This is a genomic window from Loigolactobacillus bifermentans DSM 20003, from assembly GCF_001434575.1.
GTDB lineage: Bacteria > Bacillota > Bacilli > Lactobacillales > Lactobacillaceae > Loigolactobacillus > Loigolactobacillus bifermentans.
The window spans coordinates 21,293-41,922 of sequence record NZ_AZDA01000018.1; the positions used below are offsets into that span (position 1 = coordinate 21,293).

Consider the following 20,630-nt stretch of genomic DNA (forward strand, 5'->3'; position numbering starts at 1 on the left):
AATGAGGTGTTCAGATGTTTACACAGGAAACAGTATCTGATTATGAATTATTACAACAATTTAAGGATTTTTTGAAAAACCATTTAACCGAGGTGCGGCAGTACCCAGACTTGGCCACCTATGTTGAAAATGCGCGCAGTGGGTTCTTCTTCACGCCAATTGAAACGACTAAGATCCCAGCCCATTACAATCGGGTGATTCGGCAATTAACACCGGATGATTATCAAGCCATCAGTCGGATGATTCATTTATAAGCGACAGCTTTACTAGGCGCAATGTACAGACCGTGCTAAAATAAAAACGACAGGTCAATCGAGTCTAGCAAAGGTGGTCTATAATGGAGAATATTTTAGTGATCGGCGGTTCAGGGTTCGTAGGCAGTAATTTCATTCATTACTTGTTGGCGGATCAGGCGAATGTGCAGGTCACCAATTACGATGCCATGACGTATATGGGCAATTGGCATAATTTAGCGGACGTTGCGGCAGATAGTCGGTATCAGTATCTTGAAGGCGACCTCAGTGAAATTGAGAAATTAGAGGATTTGATTTTAGCACAACATTTTGATGCCATCGTCAACTTTGCCACTGAATTACATGTGGCACCGAATCCGGCGCATCCCGGCGCGTTTTTAGATACCAATGTGAAAGGCGTGCTGAATGTGCTGGATATTTTGCGGTCAGCGCCTGACACGCGGTTTGTCCAATTATCCACGGATAAAGTTTACGGCTCACGAGAACGGGATTATTTTACCGAAGAAGATCGGCTGCGGCCAAATGCGCCGTATGCGGCGAGTAAAGGTGCTGCGGATCTCTTGATTCGGTCCTACGTCCACGCGTATGGGCTGAATGCGGTGGTCGTGCGCAGCGCTAACCAATACGGGCCATATCAGTTCCCAGATCATTTCATCCCTAAAATGATCACCAATAATTTATTGCAGATCAAGTTGCCAGTTTATGGGGATGGCTTAAACGTACGGGACTGGCTGTATGTGGGTGATGCTGTCAAGGCGATTGCGATAATTATGGAACAAGGCGTGGCAGGGGAAACCTACAATATTGGTGGGCATAACGAAATTACCGATTTAGAAGTGGTGCGCTTGATTACCAAGCAAATGAAGGCCCCGGATCGGTTGATCGAGCACGTGCCTAAGCCAGAGCTTTCTGATCAACGTTATGCGCTATCCACTAGCAAAGTGGAGCGGGAACTGGATTGGCGGCCGGAAACCAGCTTTAAAGTGGGGGTCCAACAAACCATCAAGTGGTATGAGCAAAATGATGATTGGTGGTTGCCTTTAAAAGAAGATTAGTAAACTTTACTTATTAAAGATACTATCAAGCGTTGGTAGTATCTTTTTTGGAGTTGTGGTAAAATACTGAACTGTTCACAAAAAGCGGTTTCAATTCTAAGATGATTCTCAGGTTGGACCAGCGGAAGTAGTGTATAATGAAACATAATTTTGAAAACTGGAGGGACAAGGAATGAACGTACATAAAGCCATTATTCCAGCGGCCGGCTTAGGCACGCGGTTTTTGCCTGCAACAAAGGCAATGGCAAAAGAAATGTTACCGATCGTTGATAAACCAACCATTCAGTTTATCGTCGAAGAAGCACAGGCTTCGGGTATTGATGACATTTTAATTATTACAGGGAAGGGCAAGCGCCCAATTGAGGATCACTTCGATTCCGTTCCTGAACTTGAACAAAACTTGATCAAAAAACATAAAGATGCCATGTTAAAAGTCGTTCAAGAAACCACCAACATGAAGGTCAACTTATTCTTCATTCGGCAATCACATCCTAATGGTTTAGGTGATGCAGTTCGGTTGGCGAAGTCGTTTGTCGCCAATGAACCCTTTGTGGTCATGCTTGGCGATGATCTCATGGAAGATAAGGTGCCGTTAACCAAGCAATTGATGAACGACTACGAACGGACCCATGCGTCGACGTTAGCGGTCAAGCGGGTGCCACATGAAGAAGTTTCAGCATATGGCGTGATTGATCCAGAAGCAGAAGAATTTCCAGGGTTGTTCAACGTGCGCCAGTTTGTGGAGAAACCAGCCGTTGAAGATGCCCCAAGTGATTTGGCCATTATCGGTCGTTACTTATTGACGCCTGAGATCTTTGATATTTTAGACCATCAAAAACCAGGTGCTGGTGGGGAAATTCAATTAACAGATGCCATCGATACACTGAACAAAACCCAGCGTGTTTTCGCCCATGAATTTAAAGGCGATCGCTTTGATGTCGGGAATAAGTTTGGTTACGTGAAAACGAATATTGAATTTGGTTTGCGCCATCCCGAAGTAAAAGACGATTTGAAAAAGTATTTAATCGACTTATCACATCGTTTGGAAGCTGAAAAGAAGGCTAAAAAATAAGTGTCAAAAAAGCGTTGTGACCAAAATCTCATTGAGAGACTGGTCACAACGCTTTTTGATTAGGAATTGGCGTTTTGCATGAAGGTTTGCAGCGCAGCAGCTTGTAAACCAGCGGAAACAGCCACTTGGAGTTTGACCCGTGCTTTTTGGCCGTTTAAGCCTTGGCAGAAGATCACCCCTAGTTCGGCGAGTTGACGCCCACCGCCAATATCTCCATAAATCGGGGCAGCCACCCCATTTATGCAACGGGATACTAAAACAACTGGGATGTGCTGGGCTAATAAAGCCTGAATGGCCGGTACGGTTTCAGGTGGTAAATTGCCCGCGCCTGGGGCTTCGATTACAAGGCCATGGGTGGTTGGCAAGTTGATGGCGTTAAATAAAGTGGCGTCCATCCCTGCGTAGGCTTTCAACAAGTAAACGTTTGGCACCAGTTTTGAAATCGGGCAGGCCGTGGTGGTTAGCAACTGTTGGAAGAACTGTGGCTGTCCCGCAACGAGGATCCCTAATGGCCCCGTTAAAGGCGTTTGGAAAGTGGCAACGTTGGTGGTATGGGTTTTAGTCACATAGCGGGCGGCGTGGATCTCATCATTTAGAGCCACTAAGACGCCTTGGCCAATGGCAGCATCCGCAGCGGCAGTGGCAATGGCGGCTTGTAAATTATGTAAGCCATCACTGCCAACTTCATTAGACGAGCGCATGGCCCCGGTGAGCACAACGGGTACCGGGGTGTCGAGCACAAGGTCTAAGAAATAGGCAGTTTCTTCCAAGGTATCCGTGCCGTGGGTGATCACAATCCCAGCTACATCCGTGGTGAGGGCCTGTTGAATTGTTTGGCTCAACGTCAGCATATGGTCAGGGGTGATGTGAGAGGAAGGTAAGTTGAAAACAGACTGCGCCGTCACGGTATAATCAGCTGTGCTCAGTTGGTCAAAGGCCATCAGGGGATTTTGATCCGTAGGCGTCACAGCGCCTTGGTCATTTTTAGACATGGCAATCGTGCCACCAGTATGTAAGACGAGAATTTTTTTCATATCAAAACTCCTAACATAAATTATCTCTATCATAGAGAGCCAATTGGTTAAATGCAAGATTGGCAAAAAAAAGAACACCTTGGGTGAAAGGTGTTCAGGGAGAGGCGCTTTCCGGGTGAGAAAAGCGCTGAAAAATGAAAAAGGTTTGGTTTGTTTTGGTTACAGTCTATACTATAAAGGCAGGACATGAAAAAATACCCAGAATTCCATCATAATTCAACGAGTTTTTTCTCATTTTAAACTCATTTAATGAGGGCAGATGTCTTGTCAGCTCTGTCTTTTTGAACTATACTAGCAGGGTAACTAAATAACGGAGTAGGCGGCGAAGCGTTAAGTGCTGATGGAACGGAATGTGAACATCAGACGAAAATAAGGCAACTTATTGCGGTTTCGCTGTCGCATTCGCCGCAAGTTTTTTGGGAAGCGCGCGGAGTGAAAAAAGTGGGCTTTTTTTATTTGCGCGGGACACAAGGGTTTGTGACAGCTCCACTGGGAGATGTTTTGAATGAAGGTTTCAGTTCAGTATTGGCGGTTAAGTGTGCGTAAAGTGGCCGTGCTGGCGTTATTGTTAGCCGCACAGTTGGTACTCGGTAAGTTTCCGGTGATTGGAATTTGGTCCGTGCGGATCGATTTTGTATTTCTCGCGACCTTTTTAATGGGCTGGTGGTTTGGACCAGGGTGGGCTGCCATTGCGGCTGGCTTAGGGGATATTGTCAATGCGCTGATTTTTGGCGCCGGGGCGCCTTATTTTCCTGGTTTTACCGTATCAGCTATTTTAGGTGGTTTGATCTACGGGGCATTTTTCTATCGGCAGCCGATGACTTGGTGGCGGGCAATTGGCGCTAGCCTGTTGATCATGGTGGTGATCAATGTGGTGTTAAATACCTACTGGTTGACCTTGCTGTACCACACGCCATTTTGGGGGATGCTTCCCATTCGGCTGTTAAAGGATTTGGTGCTGACACCGATTCAGATTGTTTTATTATATTCACTTGGTCACAACACCAGCTTGCAACGGTTGCAGGCGCGGTTGTTATAAAATCTTTAAGCGCAGTCAGGCATTTTGTCGCGACTGTGTTTTTTTTGCTATAATGGTAATGAATTGATTCAGTTTAGCTGAAAAAAACGGTGAGCTATGCTAGGATAGCAACATAATCTTATAGGATGAAGGAAGTTAGCAATGTTAGTTTTAGCAATGGATACCTCAAATCAGGCGTTAAGTGTGGCGTTAGTGCGGGATGAGGCGCTACTGGCGGAAACCACGATCAATATTCGTAAAACCCACAGTGAAAGTTTGCTGCCGGCAATTGAAAATTTAATGACGGCGGCCAATATTGAACCTGCTGATGTGGATCGTTTTGTGGTGGCACAAGGGCCAGGCTCTTATACTGGGATTCGCATTGCCGTGACCACTGCCAAAACCTTTGCTTGGACGTTGCAAAAGGAACTGGTGGGGATCTCAAGTTTAGCAGTCGTGGCTAGCAATACACAGGCAACTGGGCTGATCGTGCCAGTATTTAATGCCCGGCGCAATGCGGTGTTCACCGGTGCCTATTGCTGGCAGCAGGGCCAGTTAGTGAATGTCTTGCCAGACCGGCACCAAGACTTAGCACCTTTATTAGCAGAGCTTGCTAGTCAAACAGCACCGGTTACCTTTATTGGCACTGATGTCCCACTTTTTCAAGATCAGATCCAAGCAGCACTCGGCGACCAAGCACAGTTTGTCAGTGGTTGGGCGGCATTGCCACAAGCGCGTCAGTTGGCCTGGTTAGGCGAACAAGGCCAGCCAGTTGCAAACCAGCATCGATTTGCACCGCAGTACCTCCGACAAACAGAAGCGGAGGTTAATTGGTTGAAACAACATCCCACAGCAAGTAAGGGGCATGAGCCATATGTGGAAGAAATTTAAATCTTGGTACAACGGGTTACAACATTTAAAACCAGTGGTTGATTTTCCAGATCAAACCGTGACCTTAAATGGCCAGAACTTTGTTTATCGTCGCGCCGTTGAAGCAGATGTAGAAGGGTTATTAGCCGTGGAGCGGGCTTGTTATGCTGGGACGACCCCTTGGGACCGCTTTGCTTTTTTGGCAGAATTACGGAAATTCGATAAGTCACTGTATGTGGTTTTGGAATTAGATCATCAGATCCAAGCGTTTATTGGGTGCTGGTTCACCCAAGATGAATCGCACATTACCAACTTGGCTGTTTTGCCTAAGTGGCAAAATTTAGGCATGGGCCACTTTTTAATGGCTAGCATGATCCAAATTGCGCAAGATTTACCATCTTGGTGTGTCACGCTGGAAGTGCGGGTCAGCAATGAACCTGCCAAGCACTTATACCACCGATTAGGTTTTTCAGATCAAGGCATCAAACGGGCGTATTATAGTGCGAACCATGAAGATGCGTTGGATATGTGCTTGCCGTTGCGGCAGCACCAACCAGTGCCTAAAACGGTGTCATCGCTGTCATGAAAATTTGGCAACCGGAAAAAACACTGTTGATCGCACAGGCTGAAACACTGGCCGCTACCTGCTATCACTTGGCGATGGCAGGTTATCGAGATGGTTCACCTTGGTCAGTGGCAACTTTTACGTCGAATTTACAAGCAGCCCAGCAACATTACTTGTTTTTAAAACAAGGTGACACGCTGTGCGGCTTTTTAAGTTATAGCCAGGTGTTGGATGAAATTGAAATCACGAATATTGTGGTGGCACCTGCTTGGCAACAACAAGGCTGGGCTTGGTTTCTGTGGCAAGAATGGCTGGCGAGTTTGCCCAGTGCACAGCTTTTTTTAGAAGTGCGGGCAAGCAATACACCAGCTTATCAGCTTTATCAAAAATTGGGGTTTACGGTGATTGGGCGCCGTAAGGCCTATTATCAGGTGCCAGTGGAAGATGCAATTTTAATGAAAAAAGAATGGAAGGTTCAATGATTTGGCAAAACGAGAATTGATTTTAGCGTTTGAATCTAGTTGCGATGAAACCAGTGTGGCGGTAATCGAAGATGGGGCTAAAATTTTAAGTAACATCATTGCGTCACAAATTAATAGTCAAAAACGCTTTGGGGGTGTGGTGCCAGAAGTCGCCAGTCGCCATCATGTGGAACAGGTGACATTGTGTGCCGAAGAGGCCATGACAGAAGCTGGCGTGACTTATGCTGACCTGAGTGCCGTGGCTGTGACTTACGGGCCAGGCTTAGTGGGGGCGTTGTTGATCGGCGTGGCCGCTGCCAAAACTGTGGCTTTTGCCCATCATTTGCCGCTGATCCCAGTGAATCACATGGCGGGGCATATTTATGCCGCACGTTTTGTGAAACCGTTGGTGTACCCTTTGCTGGCACTGTTGGTGTCTGGCGGTCATACTGAGATCGTTTATTTAAAAGCCGCTGGTGAGTTTGAGATCATTGGTGATACCCGGGATGACGCTGCCGGCGAAGCCTTTGATAAGGTGGGGCGGGTGTTAAATCTCACTTACCCAGCTGGTAAAAAAATTGATGATCTCAGCAAGCAAGGCCAGGATACGTTTAATTTTCCACGGGCCATGTTACATGAACCAAATTATGACTTTAGTTTTAGCGGGTTGAAAAGTGCTTTTATCAACACGGTGCACAACGCCGAACAGCGTGGGGAAACCTTGTCGAAGGTTGATTTAGCGGCTAGTTTTCAGGCCAGTGTCATTGATGTGATCGTTCAAAAAACCATGCGGGCGGCGAAAGCCTACCCTGTACAGCAATTAGTCGTCGCTGGTGGGGTAGCCGCTAATTCAGGGTTACGCGCTGCGTTTCAACAGGCGGTGGCTGCTGAGACCCCAGACATGGATGTGATCTTCCCACCATTACGCTTATGTAGCGACAATGGCGCTATGATCGGTGCGGCGGCTCATGTGTTATGGGCCAAAGGGGCACACGCAGACGGGCGCTTAAATGCTGATCCAGGGTTGAGTTTCGACTATGCCAGTGATTTTCAAGCCTAATAAAACGCCTGACCAATTTTCAGTTGGTCAGGCGTTTTTGCTTGGGATTAGCTTTCCAGTTCTTCTAAGGCTAAGCTTTGGGCTTCCCATTGGGCTTCAACAGCGGCTTGTTCCGCGTCTACGGCATCCACTTGCTTTTGTAAGTCGGTTAAGGCAGCTGGGTCTTGTAAGGTATCCGGTTGGGTCATTTGAACTTGCAGGTCATGACTTTGTTGTTCCAATGCGCTAAGCTGATCTTCTAGAGCGGCAATGTCACGTTGCAATTTACGTTGTTGCTTTTGGGTGGCTTTGCTGTCTTGATAAGATTGAGCAGAAGTCGAAGGTTGGGCCACTTCAATGGGCTGTTCGGCTGCTTTTGCGGCGGCAATTGCCGTTTCCTCAGCTTTTTTATCCACATAATAATCGTAGCCACCAAGGTACAGTTTGGTGCCTTGATCCGATAATTCAATCACTTTTGTGGCGATCCGATTCATAAAGTAACGGTCATGAGACACAAATAGAATTGTGCCGTCAAAATCGATCAATGCGGATTCCAATACTTCTTTACTATCAATATCCAAATGGTTGGTGGGTTCGTCAAGAATCAAAAAGTTGTTGTGATTCATGGCCAACTTCACCAGCATTAATTGGGCTTTTTCCCCGCCGGATAAGGCAGCAACTGATTTTTCAACGTCATTACCAGTAAATAAAAAGCTGCCTAGAATTTGACGAATGTCGCCTTCAGGTAGGAGAGGATGCTCATCCCAAATTTCTGCCAGCACCGTTTTTTTACGATTTAAGGTGGCTTGTTCCTGATCATAATAACCAATGTCCACGCCAGTTCCTAATTGCGCACTGCCTTTTAAGAAAGGAATCATGCCTAAAATACTTTTCAGTAAGGTTGATTTGCCTACACCGTTGGGCCCAGTAATGGCAACAGCTTCTTGGCGCTTAACGTGTAAGTTGATGGGCTCGGATAAGACTTGATCGGCACTGTATCCAACAGCGGCATCGTTGACGTCTAGGACTTGATTACCAGACTGCTTGTCTTCGCTAAAGTGGAAGCGCACGGTTTTATTATCATTGATGGGTTTTTCCAAGCGGTCCATTTTTTCAAGTTGTTTCCGCCGACTTTGAGCCCGCTTAGTGGTTGACGCGCGGACTAAGTTTTTATTCACAAAGTCCTCTAATTTGTTGATCTCTGCTTGTTGCTTTTCATAAGCTTTCCAGGCGGACGCTAAATTAGCGGCTTTTTGTTCGCGATAGGCAGTATAATTGCCTCGGTAGTGTGTGGTCGTGTGCTGACTCATGTCGTAAACTTCAGTGGTGACCTTATCCAAAAAGTACTGATCATGGGAAACAATTAGCAAGGCACCGCTGTAGTTTTGTAAATAATCTTCTAACCAAGTCATGGTATCAATGTCTAAATGGTTTGTCGGTTCGTCTAAAATCAATAAATCGTGCTTTTCCAGTAACAGCCGTGCAATGGCCAAACGGGAACGTTGCCCACCAGAAAGGGCGTTGATCGGACGTTCAAAGTAGTCTTCACCAAAGCCAAAACCATGTAAGACGGTACGGATCTCGGCCTGATAGCCATAACCGTTTTGATCACTAAAATCATGTTGCAATTGATCATAATGTTTCAAAGTGGCTTGGTAGGCCTCGTCATTGGCAATCAAGTCAGGGTCACCGAGCTTGGCTTCCAATTCGTGCATTTTTTGTTCCATGTCTTGTAAGCTTTTGAAGACGGTGAGCATTTCGTCAAAGACGGTTTTTTGTGAATCTAAACCGCTGTTCTGCGGCAAATAACCGATGCTGGCGTTTTTACCATAGATCACTTGCCCTACATCAGGTGGGTTTTCATCGACTAAGATCTTCAGCAAGGTTGATTTACCAATCCCATTGCGTCCGACCAATGCGACCCGCGCTTTACTCTGAACTTCTAAATGAACATGTTCAAAAAGCACTTCACCTCCAAAACGGCGTGTGATATTTTGAGCTTGTAGTAAAATCACGTTATTTCTTCCTTTCTAAGCATTATTAGGGGTTGAAAAATTCTTGATTGTGAATTATTGTAATAAGTAAGGAATCCTTATTAAAGTGATGATGGCATCAGATTTGAAATTTTTTAAGACGTCATCATAAATAGCTTCCTTAGTTTAACATAAAAAGGCGGTTCCCTTACAAGCTTCCGTCTAAAAAATCACGAATTCTGATTGCTTTTAGTAAGTAACTACGGTACCATAGCAATTGTCAAAGTTGACAAATTTCACAAGCAGTTTGCAAAAAATTATATGAAGTCTGGAGGACCAAGCGAATGGTTGCAGCAAAAATACCAAAGGTAACTGCCAAGCGCTTACCAATATATTATCGCTATTTAAATATGCTTTTTGAAGCCGGCACGAAACGGGTGTCATCAACGGAATTGTCTGAAGCTGTCCAAGTGGATAGTGCGACGATCCGACGTGATTTCTCTTATTTCGGTGCCCTTGGGAAGCGTGGTTATGGGTACGACGTTGAAGATTTGTTGAATTTCTTCAAAAAGACCTTGAACCAAGATCGATTGACCAACGTTGCCTTAGTGGGGGTAGGTAATTTAGGTCACGCCTTATTAAACTATAACTTCCGGCAAACCAACAGCGTACGAATCAGTGCTGCGTTTGATATTGATCAAACGATTGTGAACACAATTCAAAGCGGTGTGCCAGTTTACCCAATGGATGAACTGAAAAAGCAATTAGAAGAACAACAAATTAATGTTGCCATTTTAACAGTACCAATCGATCATGCCCAAAAAGTCACGGATGAAATGATCGCAGCAGGTGTTAAAGGGGTGATGAACTTTACACCATTGCGCATTTCTGTCCCAGCGAATGTTCGGGTGCAAAATGTTGATTTAGCCAATGAATTACAAACATTGATCTATTTTTTGGATCATTACAGTGAATAAAAAAATAAAGTTTGAGGCAAGCTGCGCTCAAGCTTTTTTTTACGCAAAAATTTGATTTAAAAACGAACCTTAGTGTAAGGCCACCAAAATGACAACAGCATTCATTAACATATGACTGCCCATGGAAACGGCAATTTGACCGGTGCGGTGATAAATATAACAAAAAACCAGGCTAATGGCGGTGTAAGTCAGTAAATGCCCATCTGCATGGGCGGCTGCAAACAAAACACTGGCAATGAGAGCGGCGCCAACAACCCCTGTAAAACGTTGTAAATAACCAAAGAGGATCCGCCGAAAAACGAGTTCTTCCATAATAGGCGCGGCAATAATGCTGGCAATCAGGAAGTAAGGCTGACTTTTGATCACCGTTAGGATCAAGTTGGTGTTGGCCGAGCTGGTCACGGAATGAAAAATCACGATTTCGATCATCCGGGCGACCATTTGGCCCACAAAGGCCGCTAACGCCCCTAGCACGATCCAGCCAAAGGCCTGCGTCCAACCAAAGGCTTTTTTTTCAAACGTTAAAGGTGCGTCTCGGCGATAAATCGCGTATAATAAGCCAGCACCGATAATGTAGTCGATGGTGGTGACCAGGTAGGTTTGCGCCCCAAGCTGCCACCAATGATTTAGCGTGGCTGGCAACAAGTAAATAAACAAATAAAGTATTAAGGTTAAAATCGGTGTTTGACGCGCTGACATTGAAAAACCTCTATTCTTTTAAATAAAATCAGGTGTTAATAAAGTCTTAATGTCTTTCAGTGTACCTTGCGAGGCCTATAAAATAAAGACTTGGTCAGCTGCTTTCAACAAAATTTGATTTTTTCTGACCTTTATTCTTGCATTCCATTTAGAACATGGTATTATGAATATTGTGATTAGCACTTAACTGCTAGGAGTGCTAAAACTCATTAATGTTAATGGAGGGATCAAACGTGTTAAAACCATTAGGCGATCGCGTCATTGTTACAGTAGAAGAACCAGAAGAAAAAACAGTGGGTGGCATTGTGTTAGCTTCCAATGCAAAAGAAAAACCAACAACTGGTAAAGTTGTTGCAGCCGGCCCTGGCTTAACAGCCCATAACGGCAAATTAATTGAATTGACCGTCAAGGAAGGCGACACGGTAATGTTTGATAAATATGCCGGCACAACTGTTTCCTATGATGGCGCTGACTATTTAGTTTTACATGAAAAGGATTTACTCGCAATCGTTGATTAATTTAATCGCGATGAACTGATTGAAAATTCATTTATGAGGTGAAAGTAAAAGATGGCAAAAGAATTAAAATTTTCTGAAGACGCTCGCGCAGCAATGCTCCGTGGCGTGGATAAATTAGCTGATACCGTTAAAACAACCATTGGCCCTAAAGGCCGGAACGTAGTCCTTGAAAAATCATATGGTTCACCTACAATCACCAACGATGGTGTGACCATTGCCAAAGACATCGAATTAGAAGACCATTTCGAAAACATGGGTGCTAAGTTAGTTGCCGAAGTTGCTTCAAAAACCAACGATAACGCTGGTGACGGGACAACCACTGCTACTGTTTTGACCCAAGCAATCGTCCGTGAAGGCATGAAGAACGTTACCGCTGGCGCGAACCCTGTTGGTATTCGTGACGGGATCGAAAAGGCAACCCAAGCTGCTGTTGATGAATTGCACAAGATTTCCCATAAAGTGAATGGCAAATCAGATATTGCCCAAATTGCAGCCGTTTCTTCTGCTTCTGAAAATGTTGGTAAATTAATCGCTGATGCCATGGAAAAAGTGGGCAACGACGGTGTCATTACCATTGAAGAAAGTAAAGGGATCGATACTTCCTTAGACGTTGTTGAAGGGATGCAATTCGATCGTGGCTACTTGTCACAATACATGGTGACTGATAACGATAAGATGGAAGCTGACTTAGACAACCCTTATATCTTAGTAACGGATAAAAAGGTTTCTAACATCCAAGAAATCTTACCATTATTACAATCTATCGTTGAACAAGGCAAGGCATTATTGATCATTGCCGACGATGTTGACGGTGAAGCATTGCCAACACTTGTTTTGAACAAGATTCGTGGGACTTTCAACGTGGTTGCGGTTAAGGCACCGGGCTTTGGTGATCGTCGTAAGGCGCAATTAGAAGATATTGCTACTTTGACTGGCGCTACTTTGATCACAGCCGACTTAGGCCTTGAATTAAAGGACACAACCATTGATCAATTAGGTCAAGCTGGTAAAGTCACTGTTACAAAAGACAACACAACGTTGGTTGAAGGCGCAGGCGACAAAGAAGCCTTAGCACAACGTGTTGCTGAAATTAAAGCTCAAATCGCTGAAACAACATCTGACTTCGATCGTGAAAAATTGCAAGAACGTTTGGCTAAATTAGCTGGCGGCGTTGCAGTTGTTCGGGTCGGTGCTGCAACTGAAACTGAATTAAAAGAACAAAAGTATCGGATCGAAGATGCTTTGAACGCTACACGCGCAGCCGTTGAAGAAGGCTACGTTGCTGGTGGTGGTACTGCGTTGGTTAACGTGATCAGTGCCGTTGCTAAGTTGGAAGAAGAAGGCGACGTTCAAACTGGGATCAACATCGTGCTACGTGCTCTTGAAGAACCAGTTCGTCAAATCGCTGAAAACGCTGGGGTCGAAGGCTCTGTCGTGGTTGAACACTTGAAGGCACAAGATCCAGAAGTCGGCTACAACGCTGCTACTGGCAAGTGGGAAAACATGATCGACGCTGGGATCATTGATCCTACGAAGGTAACTCGTTCTGCTTTGCAAAACGCTGCTTCTGTTTCATCATTGTTGTTGACAACTGAAGCTGTTGTTGCTGACAAACCAGAACCAAACGCACCAGCTGCACCTGCTGCACCAGCAGGCGGCATGGGTGGTATGGGCGGCATGATGTAAGCCAACCATCTTGACAAGGAAGCTGTGACTGAAAAGTCATGGCTTTTTTGTTTTGTAAGTTTTGTGAATATTTTGATTCACGCAACCAGGTTGGCTACCAGGTAGCCGTTACGTTAAGTGAGCCACCAATTAAGGCCCAGCAGGCGAATTGACGCAGCTTTAATAACGTGGGTTGGCAGCCCATTCATGTCAATTGAGTGTCACTTAACCAATCCTTTTTTATTCCACCTGAAAAATGCTATAATTTACGCTAGTATGGACATCAATCAGGATCAGAAGGCTGATCAAAAAGGGGATAAATTTAGATTATGATGCGGATTTTATTTGTAGGCGATGTTATGGGTTCACACGGACGGCAAGTGCTGAGCACTTATTTACCACAGTTAAAGGCCAAATATCGTCCACAAGTGACCATTGTGAATGGCGAAAATGCTGCTGGTGGTCGTGGGATCACTGGGAAAATCTATAAGCAATTGCTACAAACCGGTGCAGATGTGATCACCATGGGCAATCACGTTTGGGATAACCGCGATATTTTTGAGTTTATCCAAGATGCTAAGAAGATCGTGCGCCCGGCTAACTTTCCCGAAGGCACAACGCCAGGGCAAGGTGTGGTTTACGTTCAAGTGAATCAAGTGAAATTGGCGGTGATCAATTTACAAGGCAACGCGTTGATGATGCAAAACCTGGACAATCCCTTTTTAAAGGTTGATGCCATGTTGACAGAAATTGAAAAAGTAACGCCTTTTGTCTTTATCGATTTTCATGCGGAAACCACCGCTGAAAAAGAGGCACTGGGCTGGTATTTAGATGGTCGGGTGTCCGCAGTGGTGGGGACGCATACCCACGTCCAAACCAGTGATGGGCGTATCTTGCCTAAAGGCACCGCTTATTTAACAGATGCTGGGATGACAGGGGCCTACGATGCGATGTTAGGGGTAAAACCTGAAAAAAGTATTGAGCGTTTTCTGACCCAGTTACCAACCCGGTATGAAGTCCGTGAAGATGGCCGTGATTTGTTAGGTGGCTGTTTGATCGACCTTGATGACCAAGGGTTGGCCAAACACATTGAACCAGTATTGATCAACGATGATCATCCCTTTGGCCTTGACTAGGCAAGGGATAAGCTAGAAGGTGATAAAATGGTCGAAAAGAGTTTAATGGATCAAGCAACGCGCGCTGCGTTAGACCATTTGGTGACCTTGATCCAACAAGATGAAAATATTCAAAATTATCAAAATATTGCTGCACAAGTCCAAGGTAACCAGGCCTTAGATCAGTTACAGGCTGATTTAAAGACCACGCAAAAGTTGATCGTCAATGATCAACATTACGGCAAGCCTAAACTGGCAGCACAGGCCACAAAGCAAGCCGATGCGCTGAAGTCACAATTGGAGCATCATCCTTTGACCCAGGCCTATCGCAATGCGCTAAGTGACGCCAACGAATTAATCACGCAAATTACGGAACGGTTGGAAACAACCGTCAACGATGACATTCAGAAAGAAGGCTAGTTTGTGCCCCAGAAAACCAAAGAAACGCCAATGATGGCACAATATCAGGCCATTAAAGATGATTATCCGGATGCCTTTTTATTTTATCGCATCGGTGATTTTTATGAATTATTTTACGATGATGCCATTAAAGGGGCTCAGTTATTGGAACTCACATTAACGGCCCGAAATAAAAGTGCCACAGATCCCATTCCAATGTGTGGGGTACCCCACCACGCTGCTCAAAATTACGTGGATATTTTAGTGGATAAAGGGTATAAAGTGGCGATTTGTGAACAAGTGGAAGACCCCAAAACAGCCGTGGGCATGGTGAAACGTGAAGTGATCCAGCTGATCACGCCAGGGACCATTATGGACCAAAAGGCCGCTACTGCGAAAAGTAATAACTACTTAACCGCTTTGGTGGAAGCAAAAGGCGCTTATGGGTTTGCGTATACGGACTTATCCACCGGTGAATTAAAGGTCAGTCGCTTAGCGGATGAAGAGGCGGTGATCAACGAGGCCGTCAGCTTACGCACCAAAGAAATGGTGGCCAATCATCAAGTTTCCCAGTCCATTTTGGATGATTTGGCAAAACTGAATATTTTAGTGTCCTACCAAGATCAGGTGACGCCTCACGCTGAATTGGCCTTTGTCTCCCAAGGTTTAACCGATGCTTTGGAACAACAAGTGGTGGCCCAACTGTTGATGTATTTGACGATTACGCAAAAACGCAGTTTGGCACACTTACAGGTGGCTGTGCCTTATGAACCGTCTCATTTCTTGAAAATGGACCATTCTGCCAAGCGCAACTTGGAATTGGTAACCTCACTGCGCAATGGCACCCGCAATGGCACCTTGTTGTGGCTACTGGATATGACCAAAACAGCGATGGGCGGCCGGTTATTAAAGCAATGGTTAGATCGGCCGTTGATCAATCGACCGGCAATTTTAAAACGTCAAGCCAAAGTGGCCAGCTTATTGGACCACTTTTTTGAGCGCTCCAGTTTACAAGATGAATTAACCAAAGTGTATGATCTAGAGCGCCTAGCAGGTCGGGTGGCGTTTGGCAACGTGAATGGCCGCGATTTGATTCAATTGAAAACATCGTTGTTACAAGTACCGAAAGTGAAATCCATTTTAGTGGGGATCAACGATGATGGCACGTTTGATGATGTGGTAGACCATTTAGACCCAGTCAGTGACGTATCAGATCTCATTGAGCGCGCGATCAACGATGATCCGCCGATCTCCATTAAAGACGGTAATGTGATCAAGACCGGGTACAACCAACAGTTAGATGACTATCGGGATGCCATGGCCAACGGGAAAAAGTGGATCGCCGAGTTGCAGGCCCAAGAACGGGAAGCCACTGGCATTCATAATTTAAAAATCGGCTTTAATAAGGTTTTTGGCTACTACATTGAAGTTACCAAAGCGAATTTAGAGCGGTTACCGGAAGACCGTTATGAACGGAAACAAACCTTAACCAATGCTGAACGTTTTAGTACGCCAGAATTAAAAGCAAAAGAAACGTTGATTTTAGAAGCCCAAGAAAAATCAACGGCTTTAGAATACGAATTATTTACAGCAGTCCGCGAACAAGTGAAGGCCCAGATTCACCGGTTGCAACGTTTAGCCCGCGGTATTGCCAGCTTAGATGTGTTACAAAGCTTTGCGGTGGTCAGTGAGACCTACCATTATGTGCGGCCAACCCTAACCAGCCATCAGCATGACTTGCAGATCGAAGCCGGGCGGCATCCGGTGGTGGAAAAAGTGTTAGGCGAGCAAAAGTATATTCCTAACGATGTGAAAATGGCACCAGACCAAGCCATTTTATTGATCACTGGGCCAAATATGTCTGGGAAAAGCACGTATATGCGGCAGTTAGCGCTAATGGTGATCATGGCGCAAATGGGCTGCTTTGTGCCGGCTAAGTCCGCGACGATGCCGATTTTTGACCAGATTTTTACCCGAATCGGGGCCGCAGATGACTTGATCTCGGGCCAAAGTACCTTTATGGTCGAAATGATGGAATCCAATGCTGCGTTGGCCCATGCCACGGCGGATAGTTTGATTTTATTTGATGAAATTGGACGTGGTACGGCCACTTATGATGGGATGGCTTTAGCACAGGCTATCATTGAATACTTGCATGATCACGTCCATGCCAAAACACTATTTTCCACGCATTATCATGAATTAATAGCGTTAGAGGCCAAATTGCCCGCTTTACGTAACGTGCATGTTGGCGCTGTGGAAGAAAACGGCAATTTAGTATTCTTGCATCAAATGTTGCCTGGGGCGGCGGATAAGTCCTACGGGATCCATGTGGCGAAATTAGCTGGGATGCCCACCAATTTACTGCAACGGGCCACTGAGATCTTGACTAAATTAGAAGCGGCACCGGTGACGGCTGTGACTGAAGCACCGACTGCAACCGAGTCAGCTGCAACTAAACAGGAAGTCACCCCGGCACCAGCGCCAAAGTCGGCGCCAGAAGCGACGCCGGTTGCAGCACCTGTAACGGCTCAGACAGACACTGTAGATGAACAATTAGCCTTGTTCAATTACCAAGCCGGCGATTTAACCACTACGGAAGCCAATGTGTTGCAAGATTTAAAGTCAGTTGATTTAATGGATCTGACGCCAATGGCCGCCATGAATCAGTTGTACGCTTGGCAGAAGCAATTAAAGAAAAAGTCCTAAGAAAGGTGAGTGCGTATGGCCCAAATTCATGAATTAGCAGAAGTATTAGCCAATCAAATCGCAGCTGGTGAAGTGATCGAACGGCCAGCTTCAGTGGTGAAAGAGTTGGTTGAAAATGCGTTGGATGCCGGTAGTACGCAAGTGGATGTTTTAGTGACCGGGGCTGGCTTAACCAGTATCCAAGTGATCGATAATGGCGGTGGTATTGCGCCAGAGGACGTTGAAATTGCCTTTCGGCGTCATGCCACCAGTAAGATCTCATCACGGCAAGACCTGTTTAAAGTCCACTCCTTAGGGTTTCGTGGTGAAGCGTTGCCTAGTATTGCGTCTGTAGCAGATGTGGTGCTGGAAACGGCCACGGATTCAGCAGCTGGTGTGCGGGTGCATTATCGCGGTGGCAAGCTATTGGAACACGCCACTACGGCTTTGCGTCCTGGCACAACGGTCACCGTCACCGACTTGTTTTACAATACACCGGCGCGACTGAAGTATGTGAAATCACCCCATACGGAATTAGGCCAAATCGGGGACATTATCAATCGGTTGGCGTTAAGCCATCCTGATGTGGCGTTTTCACTGGCCAGCGAAGGCAATATTTTAGTGCGCACCACCGGCAATGGTGGGTTGCAACAGACCATTGCGGGGATCTATGGGGTGAAACTCGCCCGTAAAATGCTGGCGATTCAAGCCGAAGACTTGGACTTTAAGCTGCAAGGGTTTGTATCACTACCAGAATTGACCCGCTCGGCACGGCGGTATTTAACGGTGCTGATCAATGGCCGGTATATTAAAAATTTCCAGCTGAACAAGGCCATTATTGCCGGTTACGGGTCAAAGCTAATGGTGGGGCGGTATCCGATTGCGGTGATTGCCATTGAAATGGATCCCATCTTGGTAGATGTCAACGTGCATCCCACTAAGCAAGAAGTTCGGTTAAGTAAAGAAGAGGAACTGGGGAAACTGTTAGAAACCACTATTTTTAAGCGGATCGCCCAGGAAAATCTCATTCCAGATGCGCAAGAAAATTTAAATCACGCCACGCGGTCTAAAACCACAGCGAAACCCAACCAATTAACCATGGCCTTAAACAATGCCAGCCAGAAGTGGACGGAGCAAGTGGTTCCTGTTACCCGGCAAGCCCCTGCTAAAATTGCGGAACCAGAACCGGCCCCATTTGTACCGCAAAATGGGGTGACAACCGACACTGACCCCACCAAGGATCTGATTTTTGATGACCCACAACGGTTAGCCCAGTGGGACCAGCGCTATCAAGCCGAACAGCCAGGTCCAATCTTTGATGAACCGGCGCCTGTTGCGCACCCAACGGCGGCACCTCAACCGACTGGTCCACGTTTTCCAACGCTAGACTATATTGGTCAGTTACATGGGACGTACTTATTAGCAGGTGGTGCGGATGGATTTTACATCATCGATCAACATGCTGCCCAAGAACGGGTGAACTATGAGCATTATCGTCAAGCCATTGGGGAAGTGAGTCATGACCAGCAAAACTTATTAGTGCCGTTGGTATTGGATTATCCCGCTAGTGATGCCGTGCGGATTCGCGCACAGCAGGATCTGTTTGCTCAGATTGGCTTGGTATTAGCGTCATTTGGGCAAAACAGTTTTATTTTACGGGCGCATCCCACTTGGTTCAAAGCAGGGCAGGAAGAAGACACCGCCAAAGAAATGATCGACTATGTATTAGATGATCAGAAACTGGACATTGCCAAGTTCCGTGAGAAAACGGCGATTATGATGAGCTGTAAACGGGCGATCAAGGCCAATCATCATTTAGATGAGCAGCAGGCGAAGGCCTTATTACAACGGTTACCGCAATGCGAGAACCCATTTAATTGTCCACACGGTCGCCCAGTTGTCGTGCATTTTACCCAAACGGATCTGGAAAAGATGTTTAAGCGGATCCAAGACCAACATGAAAGTTTACGAGGTGCAGAATGACGTTTATTTTAGCTTCTGGTTCCCCGCGGCGCCAAGCGCTGCTGCAGCGCATTTTACCCACATTTCAGGTTCAGCTTGCGCAAGTGAGCGAACAGGTACCAGATGGGTTAGCCCCGGCTGTGCACGTGCAAACCTTAGCCACTCGTAAGGGGGAAGCTGTGGCGACACAATTTCCCACAGCGACCGTTTTAAGTGCGGATACGATCGTCAGCTTTCAAGGCGCCGTTTTTGGGAAGCCCCATAGTCGTCAGCAAGCCGGCGCACGATTGGCCAAGCTTTCAGGCCAAACCCATCAAGTCTACTCTGGCGTTTGGTATCATCAACCAGGGCAACCAGCACAAACGGCGGTGGTGTGTACCGATGTCACGTTTTATCCTTTGACCCCGGCACAGATCGATCATTATCTCGCAACAGGTGAAGCCGATGATAAAGCAGGGGCTTATGGCATCCAAGGCTATGGCGGCCTGTTTGTCAAAGCAATCCAAGGCGACTACTACAATGTGATGGGCCTACCATTGGCCACTGTTAGCCGCATGATTTTGCCGGAACAACTTTTCAAAACAGCAGAAACCCAGTGAAAAATCTGGTACAATAGATAGGCAAACGTATGTACGGAAAAGTGAGGCAAAAGCATGTATGAGTATTTAGTAGGTGCGATCACCTTTGTGAGTCCTTTTTATGTGGTGATCGAGGTAGCCGGAGTTGGCTATCGCGTGCAATTGGCCAATCCCTTTCAGTTTGAAGTGGGAACTGCCAAAGCGAAGATTTACGTCTATCAGTCGATCCATGAAACCGAAAGCACGCTTTATGGGTTTGCTAAGGCCAATGAAAAGCAATTGTTTGAGCGCCTGTTAAAAGTGTCTGGTATCGGACCGAAGTCTGCTTTGGCCATTTTAGCCAACCAAGACCATGTGGGCTTGGTGCAGGCAATTCAATCAGATGATATTGGTTATTTAACCAAGTTTCCAGGGGTGGGCAAAAAAACCGCCCAACAAATCGTGTTGGACTTAAAAGGCAAAGTGGATGATTTAGCACCGGCTGCTGAAGTACCTTTGCCGGTGACACCAGCTGAACCAGAAGACGCTGAAACGCCACTGGCAGAAGCACTGGCTGCTTTAAAGGCCCTAGGCTATAAACCACGTGAAGTCGACCGGATTGCCAAGCAATTACGGTCCTTTAAAGCCACTACCACGGATGCTTATTTAAGTGAAGCATTACGGTTATTAATGAAAGGCTAATCAGAAA

The 20,630-nt window shown here is 46.0% G+C and carries 20 protein-coding genes and 1 riboswitch; of the genes, 17 read left to right on the top strand and 3 right to left on the bottom strand.

The annotated features are described in order from the left end of the window. Positions 1 to 14 precede the first annotated feature (14 nt). The 3 genes from FC07_RS03430 to galU all read left to right on the top strand — a co-directional run bounded on the left by FC07_RS03430 (position 15) and on the right by galU (position 2,381). Positions 15 to 254: a hypothetical protein gene (locus FC07_RS03430; protein ID WP_057903727.1), complete on the top strand. Its 240-nt coding sequence runs from the start codon at positions 15 to 17 to the stop codon at positions 252 to 254. Positions 255 to 337: 83 nt separating this feature from the next. After that, complete coding sequence (gene rfbB / locus FC07_RS03435; protein WP_057903728.1) at positions 338 to 1,309, top strand: dTDP-glucose 4,6-dehydratase; 972 nt, start codon at positions 338 to 340, stop codon at positions 1,307 to 1,309. A gap of 172 nt (positions 1,310 to 1,481) precedes the next feature. Continuing rightward, positions 1,482 to 2,381 carry a UTP--glucose-1-phosphate uridylyltransferase GalU gene (gene galU / locus FC07_RS03440; RefSeq protein ID WP_057903729.1) on the top strand — a complete coding sequence of 300 codons (900 nt, stop codon included), beginning with the start codon at positions 1,482 to 1,484 and terminating at the stop codon, positions 2,379 to 2,381. Positions 2,382 to 2,440: 59 nt separating this feature from the next. Here galU and FC07_RS03445 read toward each other — a convergent pair whose 3' ends face one another. Beyond that, entirely contained in the window at positions 2,441 to 3,415 is a 975-nt protein-coding gene (locus FC07_RS03445; protein ID WP_057903730.1) for an asparaginase, read from the bottom strand. Positions 3,416 to 3,724: 309 nt separating this feature from the next. Then, positions 3,725 to 3,825, top strand: a riboswitch (THF riboswitch). A 95-nt stretch (positions 3,826 to 3,920) separates the two neighbouring features. On the opposite strand from FC07_RS03445, the gene FC07_RS03450 reads away from it, so the two are divergent. The 5 genes from FC07_RS03450 to tsaD all read left to right on the top strand — a co-directional run bounded on the left by FC07_RS03450 (position 3,921) and on the right by tsaD (position 7,389). Then, entirely contained in the window at positions 3,921 to 4,454 is a 534-nt protein-coding gene (locus FC07_RS03450; RefSeq protein WP_057903731.1) for a folate family ECF transporter S component, read from the top strand. A 141-nt stretch (positions 4,455 to 4,595) separates the two neighbouring features. Then, a complete protein-coding gene (tsaB, locus tag FC07_RS03455) occupies positions 4,596 to 5,324 on the top strand; it encodes a tRNA (adenosine(37)-N6)-threonylcarbamoyltransferase complex dimerization subunit type 1 TsaB (protein WP_057903732.1) in 729 nt (242 codons plus the stop codon). Next, complete coding sequence (gene rimI / locus FC07_RS03460; RefSeq protein WP_057903733.1) at positions 5,308 to 5,889, top strand: ribosomal protein S18-alanine N-acetyltransferase; 582 nt, start codon at positions 5,308 to 5,310, stop codon at positions 5,887 to 5,889. Before tsaB ends, rimI (FC07_RS03460) begins: the two co-directional genes overlap by 17 nt. Next, entirely contained in the window at positions 5,886 to 6,350 is a 465-nt protein-coding gene (gene rimI, locus FC07_RS03465; RefSeq protein WP_057903734.1) for a ribosomal protein S18-alanine N-acetyltransferase, read from the top strand. The genes rimI (FC07_RS03460) and rimI (FC07_RS03465) overlap by 4 nt, the downstream gene beginning before the upstream one ends. Position 6,351: 1 nt before the next feature. Further along, positions 6,352 to 7,389, top strand: a complete 1,038-nt coding sequence (tsaD, locus tag FC07_RS03470; RefSeq protein ID WP_057903735.1) for a tRNA (adenosine(37)-N6)-threonylcarbamoyltransferase complex transferase subunit TsaD — start codon at positions 6,352 to 6,354, stop codon at positions 7,387 to 7,389. 47 nt (positions 7,390 to 7,436) lie between these two features. Here the strand turns inward: tsaD and FC07_RS03475 are convergent, their stop codons facing one another. Next, positions 7,437 to 9,383: an ABC-F family ATP-binding cassette domain-containing protein gene (locus FC07_RS03475; RefSeq protein WP_057903736.1), complete on the bottom strand. Its 1,947-nt coding sequence runs from the start codon at positions 9,381 to 9,383 to the stop codon at positions 7,437 to 7,439. Positions 9,384 to 9,685: 302 nt separating this feature from the next. Here FC07_RS03475 and FC07_RS03480 point away from each other — a divergent pair, with 302 nt between their 5' ends. Further along, the gene (locus tag FC07_RS03480; RefSeq protein WP_057903737.1) at positions 9,686 to 10,318 is read left to right on the top strand and encodes a redox-sensing transcriptional repressor Rex; all 633 of its coding nucleotides are present in this window, start codon (positions 9,686 to 9,688) and stop codon (positions 10,316 to 10,318) included. A 69-nt stretch (positions 10,319 to 10,387) separates the two neighbouring features. Here the strand turns inward: FC07_RS03480 and FC07_RS03485 are convergent, their stop codons facing one another. Further along, positions 10,388 to 11,017 carry a CPBP family intramembrane glutamic endopeptidase gene (locus tag FC07_RS03485; RefSeq protein WP_057903738.1) on the bottom strand — a complete coding sequence of 210 codons (630 nt, stop codon included), beginning with the start codon at positions 11,015 to 11,017 and terminating at the stop codon, positions 10,388 to 10,390. A 233-nt stretch (positions 11,018 to 11,250) separates the two neighbouring features. Here FC07_RS03485 and groES point away from each other — a divergent pair, with 233 nt between their 5' ends. The 8 genes from groES to ruvA all read left to right on the top strand — a co-directional run bounded on the left by groES (position 11,251) and on the right by ruvA (position 20,623). Further along, positions 11,251 to 11,535 carry a co-chaperone GroES gene (gene groES, locus FC07_RS03490; RefSeq protein ID WP_057903739.1) on the top strand — a complete coding sequence of 95 codons (285 nt, stop codon included), beginning with the start codon at positions 11,251 to 11,253 and terminating at the stop codon, positions 11,533 to 11,535. A gap of 51 nt (positions 11,536 to 11,586) precedes the next feature. Beyond that, positions 11,587 to 13,221: a chaperonin GroEL gene (gene groL, locus FC07_RS03495; RefSeq protein ID WP_057903740.1), complete on the top strand. Its 1,635-nt coding sequence runs from the start codon at positions 11,587 to 11,589 to the stop codon at positions 13,219 to 13,221. Positions 13,222 to 13,532: 311 nt separating this feature from the next. Continuing rightward, the gene (locus FC07_RS03500; RefSeq protein WP_057903795.1) at positions 13,533 to 14,336 is read left to right on the top strand and encodes a TIGR00282 family metallophosphoesterase; all 804 of its coding nucleotides are present in this window, start codon (positions 13,533 to 13,535) and stop codon (positions 14,334 to 14,336) included. Positions 14,337 to 14,363: 27 nt separating this feature from the next. Then, the gene (locus tag FC07_RS03505; RefSeq protein ID WP_057903741.1) at positions 14,364 to 14,735 is read left to right on the top strand and encodes a YlbF family regulator; all 372 of its coding nucleotides are present in this window, start codon (positions 14,364 to 14,366) and stop codon (positions 14,733 to 14,735) included. 3 nt (positions 14,736 to 14,738) lie between these two features. Next, positions 14,739 to 17,423 (top strand): DNA mismatch repair protein MutS, encoded by a 2,685-nt coding sequence (gene mutS / locus FC07_RS03510; RefSeq protein WP_057903742.1) that lies wholly within the window; start codon positions 14,739 to 14,741, stop codon positions 17,421 to 17,423. 15 nt (positions 17,424 to 17,438) lie between these two features. Further along, positions 17,439 to 19,385, top strand: a complete 1,947-nt coding sequence (gene mutL, locus FC07_RS03515; RefSeq protein ID WP_057903743.1) for a DNA mismatch repair endonuclease MutL — start codon at positions 17,439 to 17,441, stop codon at positions 19,383 to 19,385. Next, complete coding sequence (locus tag FC07_RS03520; protein ID WP_057903744.1) at positions 19,382 to 19,963, top strand: Maf family protein; 582 nt, start codon at positions 19,382 to 19,384, stop codon at positions 19,961 to 19,963. The genes mutL and FC07_RS03520 overlap by 4 nt, the downstream gene beginning before the upstream one ends. Before the next feature lie 54 nt (positions 19,964 to 20,017). Beyond that, entirely contained in the window at positions 20,018 to 20,623 is a 606-nt protein-coding gene (gene ruvA, locus FC07_RS03525; protein WP_057903745.1) for a Holliday junction branch migration protein RuvA, read from the top strand. The last annotated feature ends 7 nt before the right edge of the window (positions 20,624 to 20,630 follow it).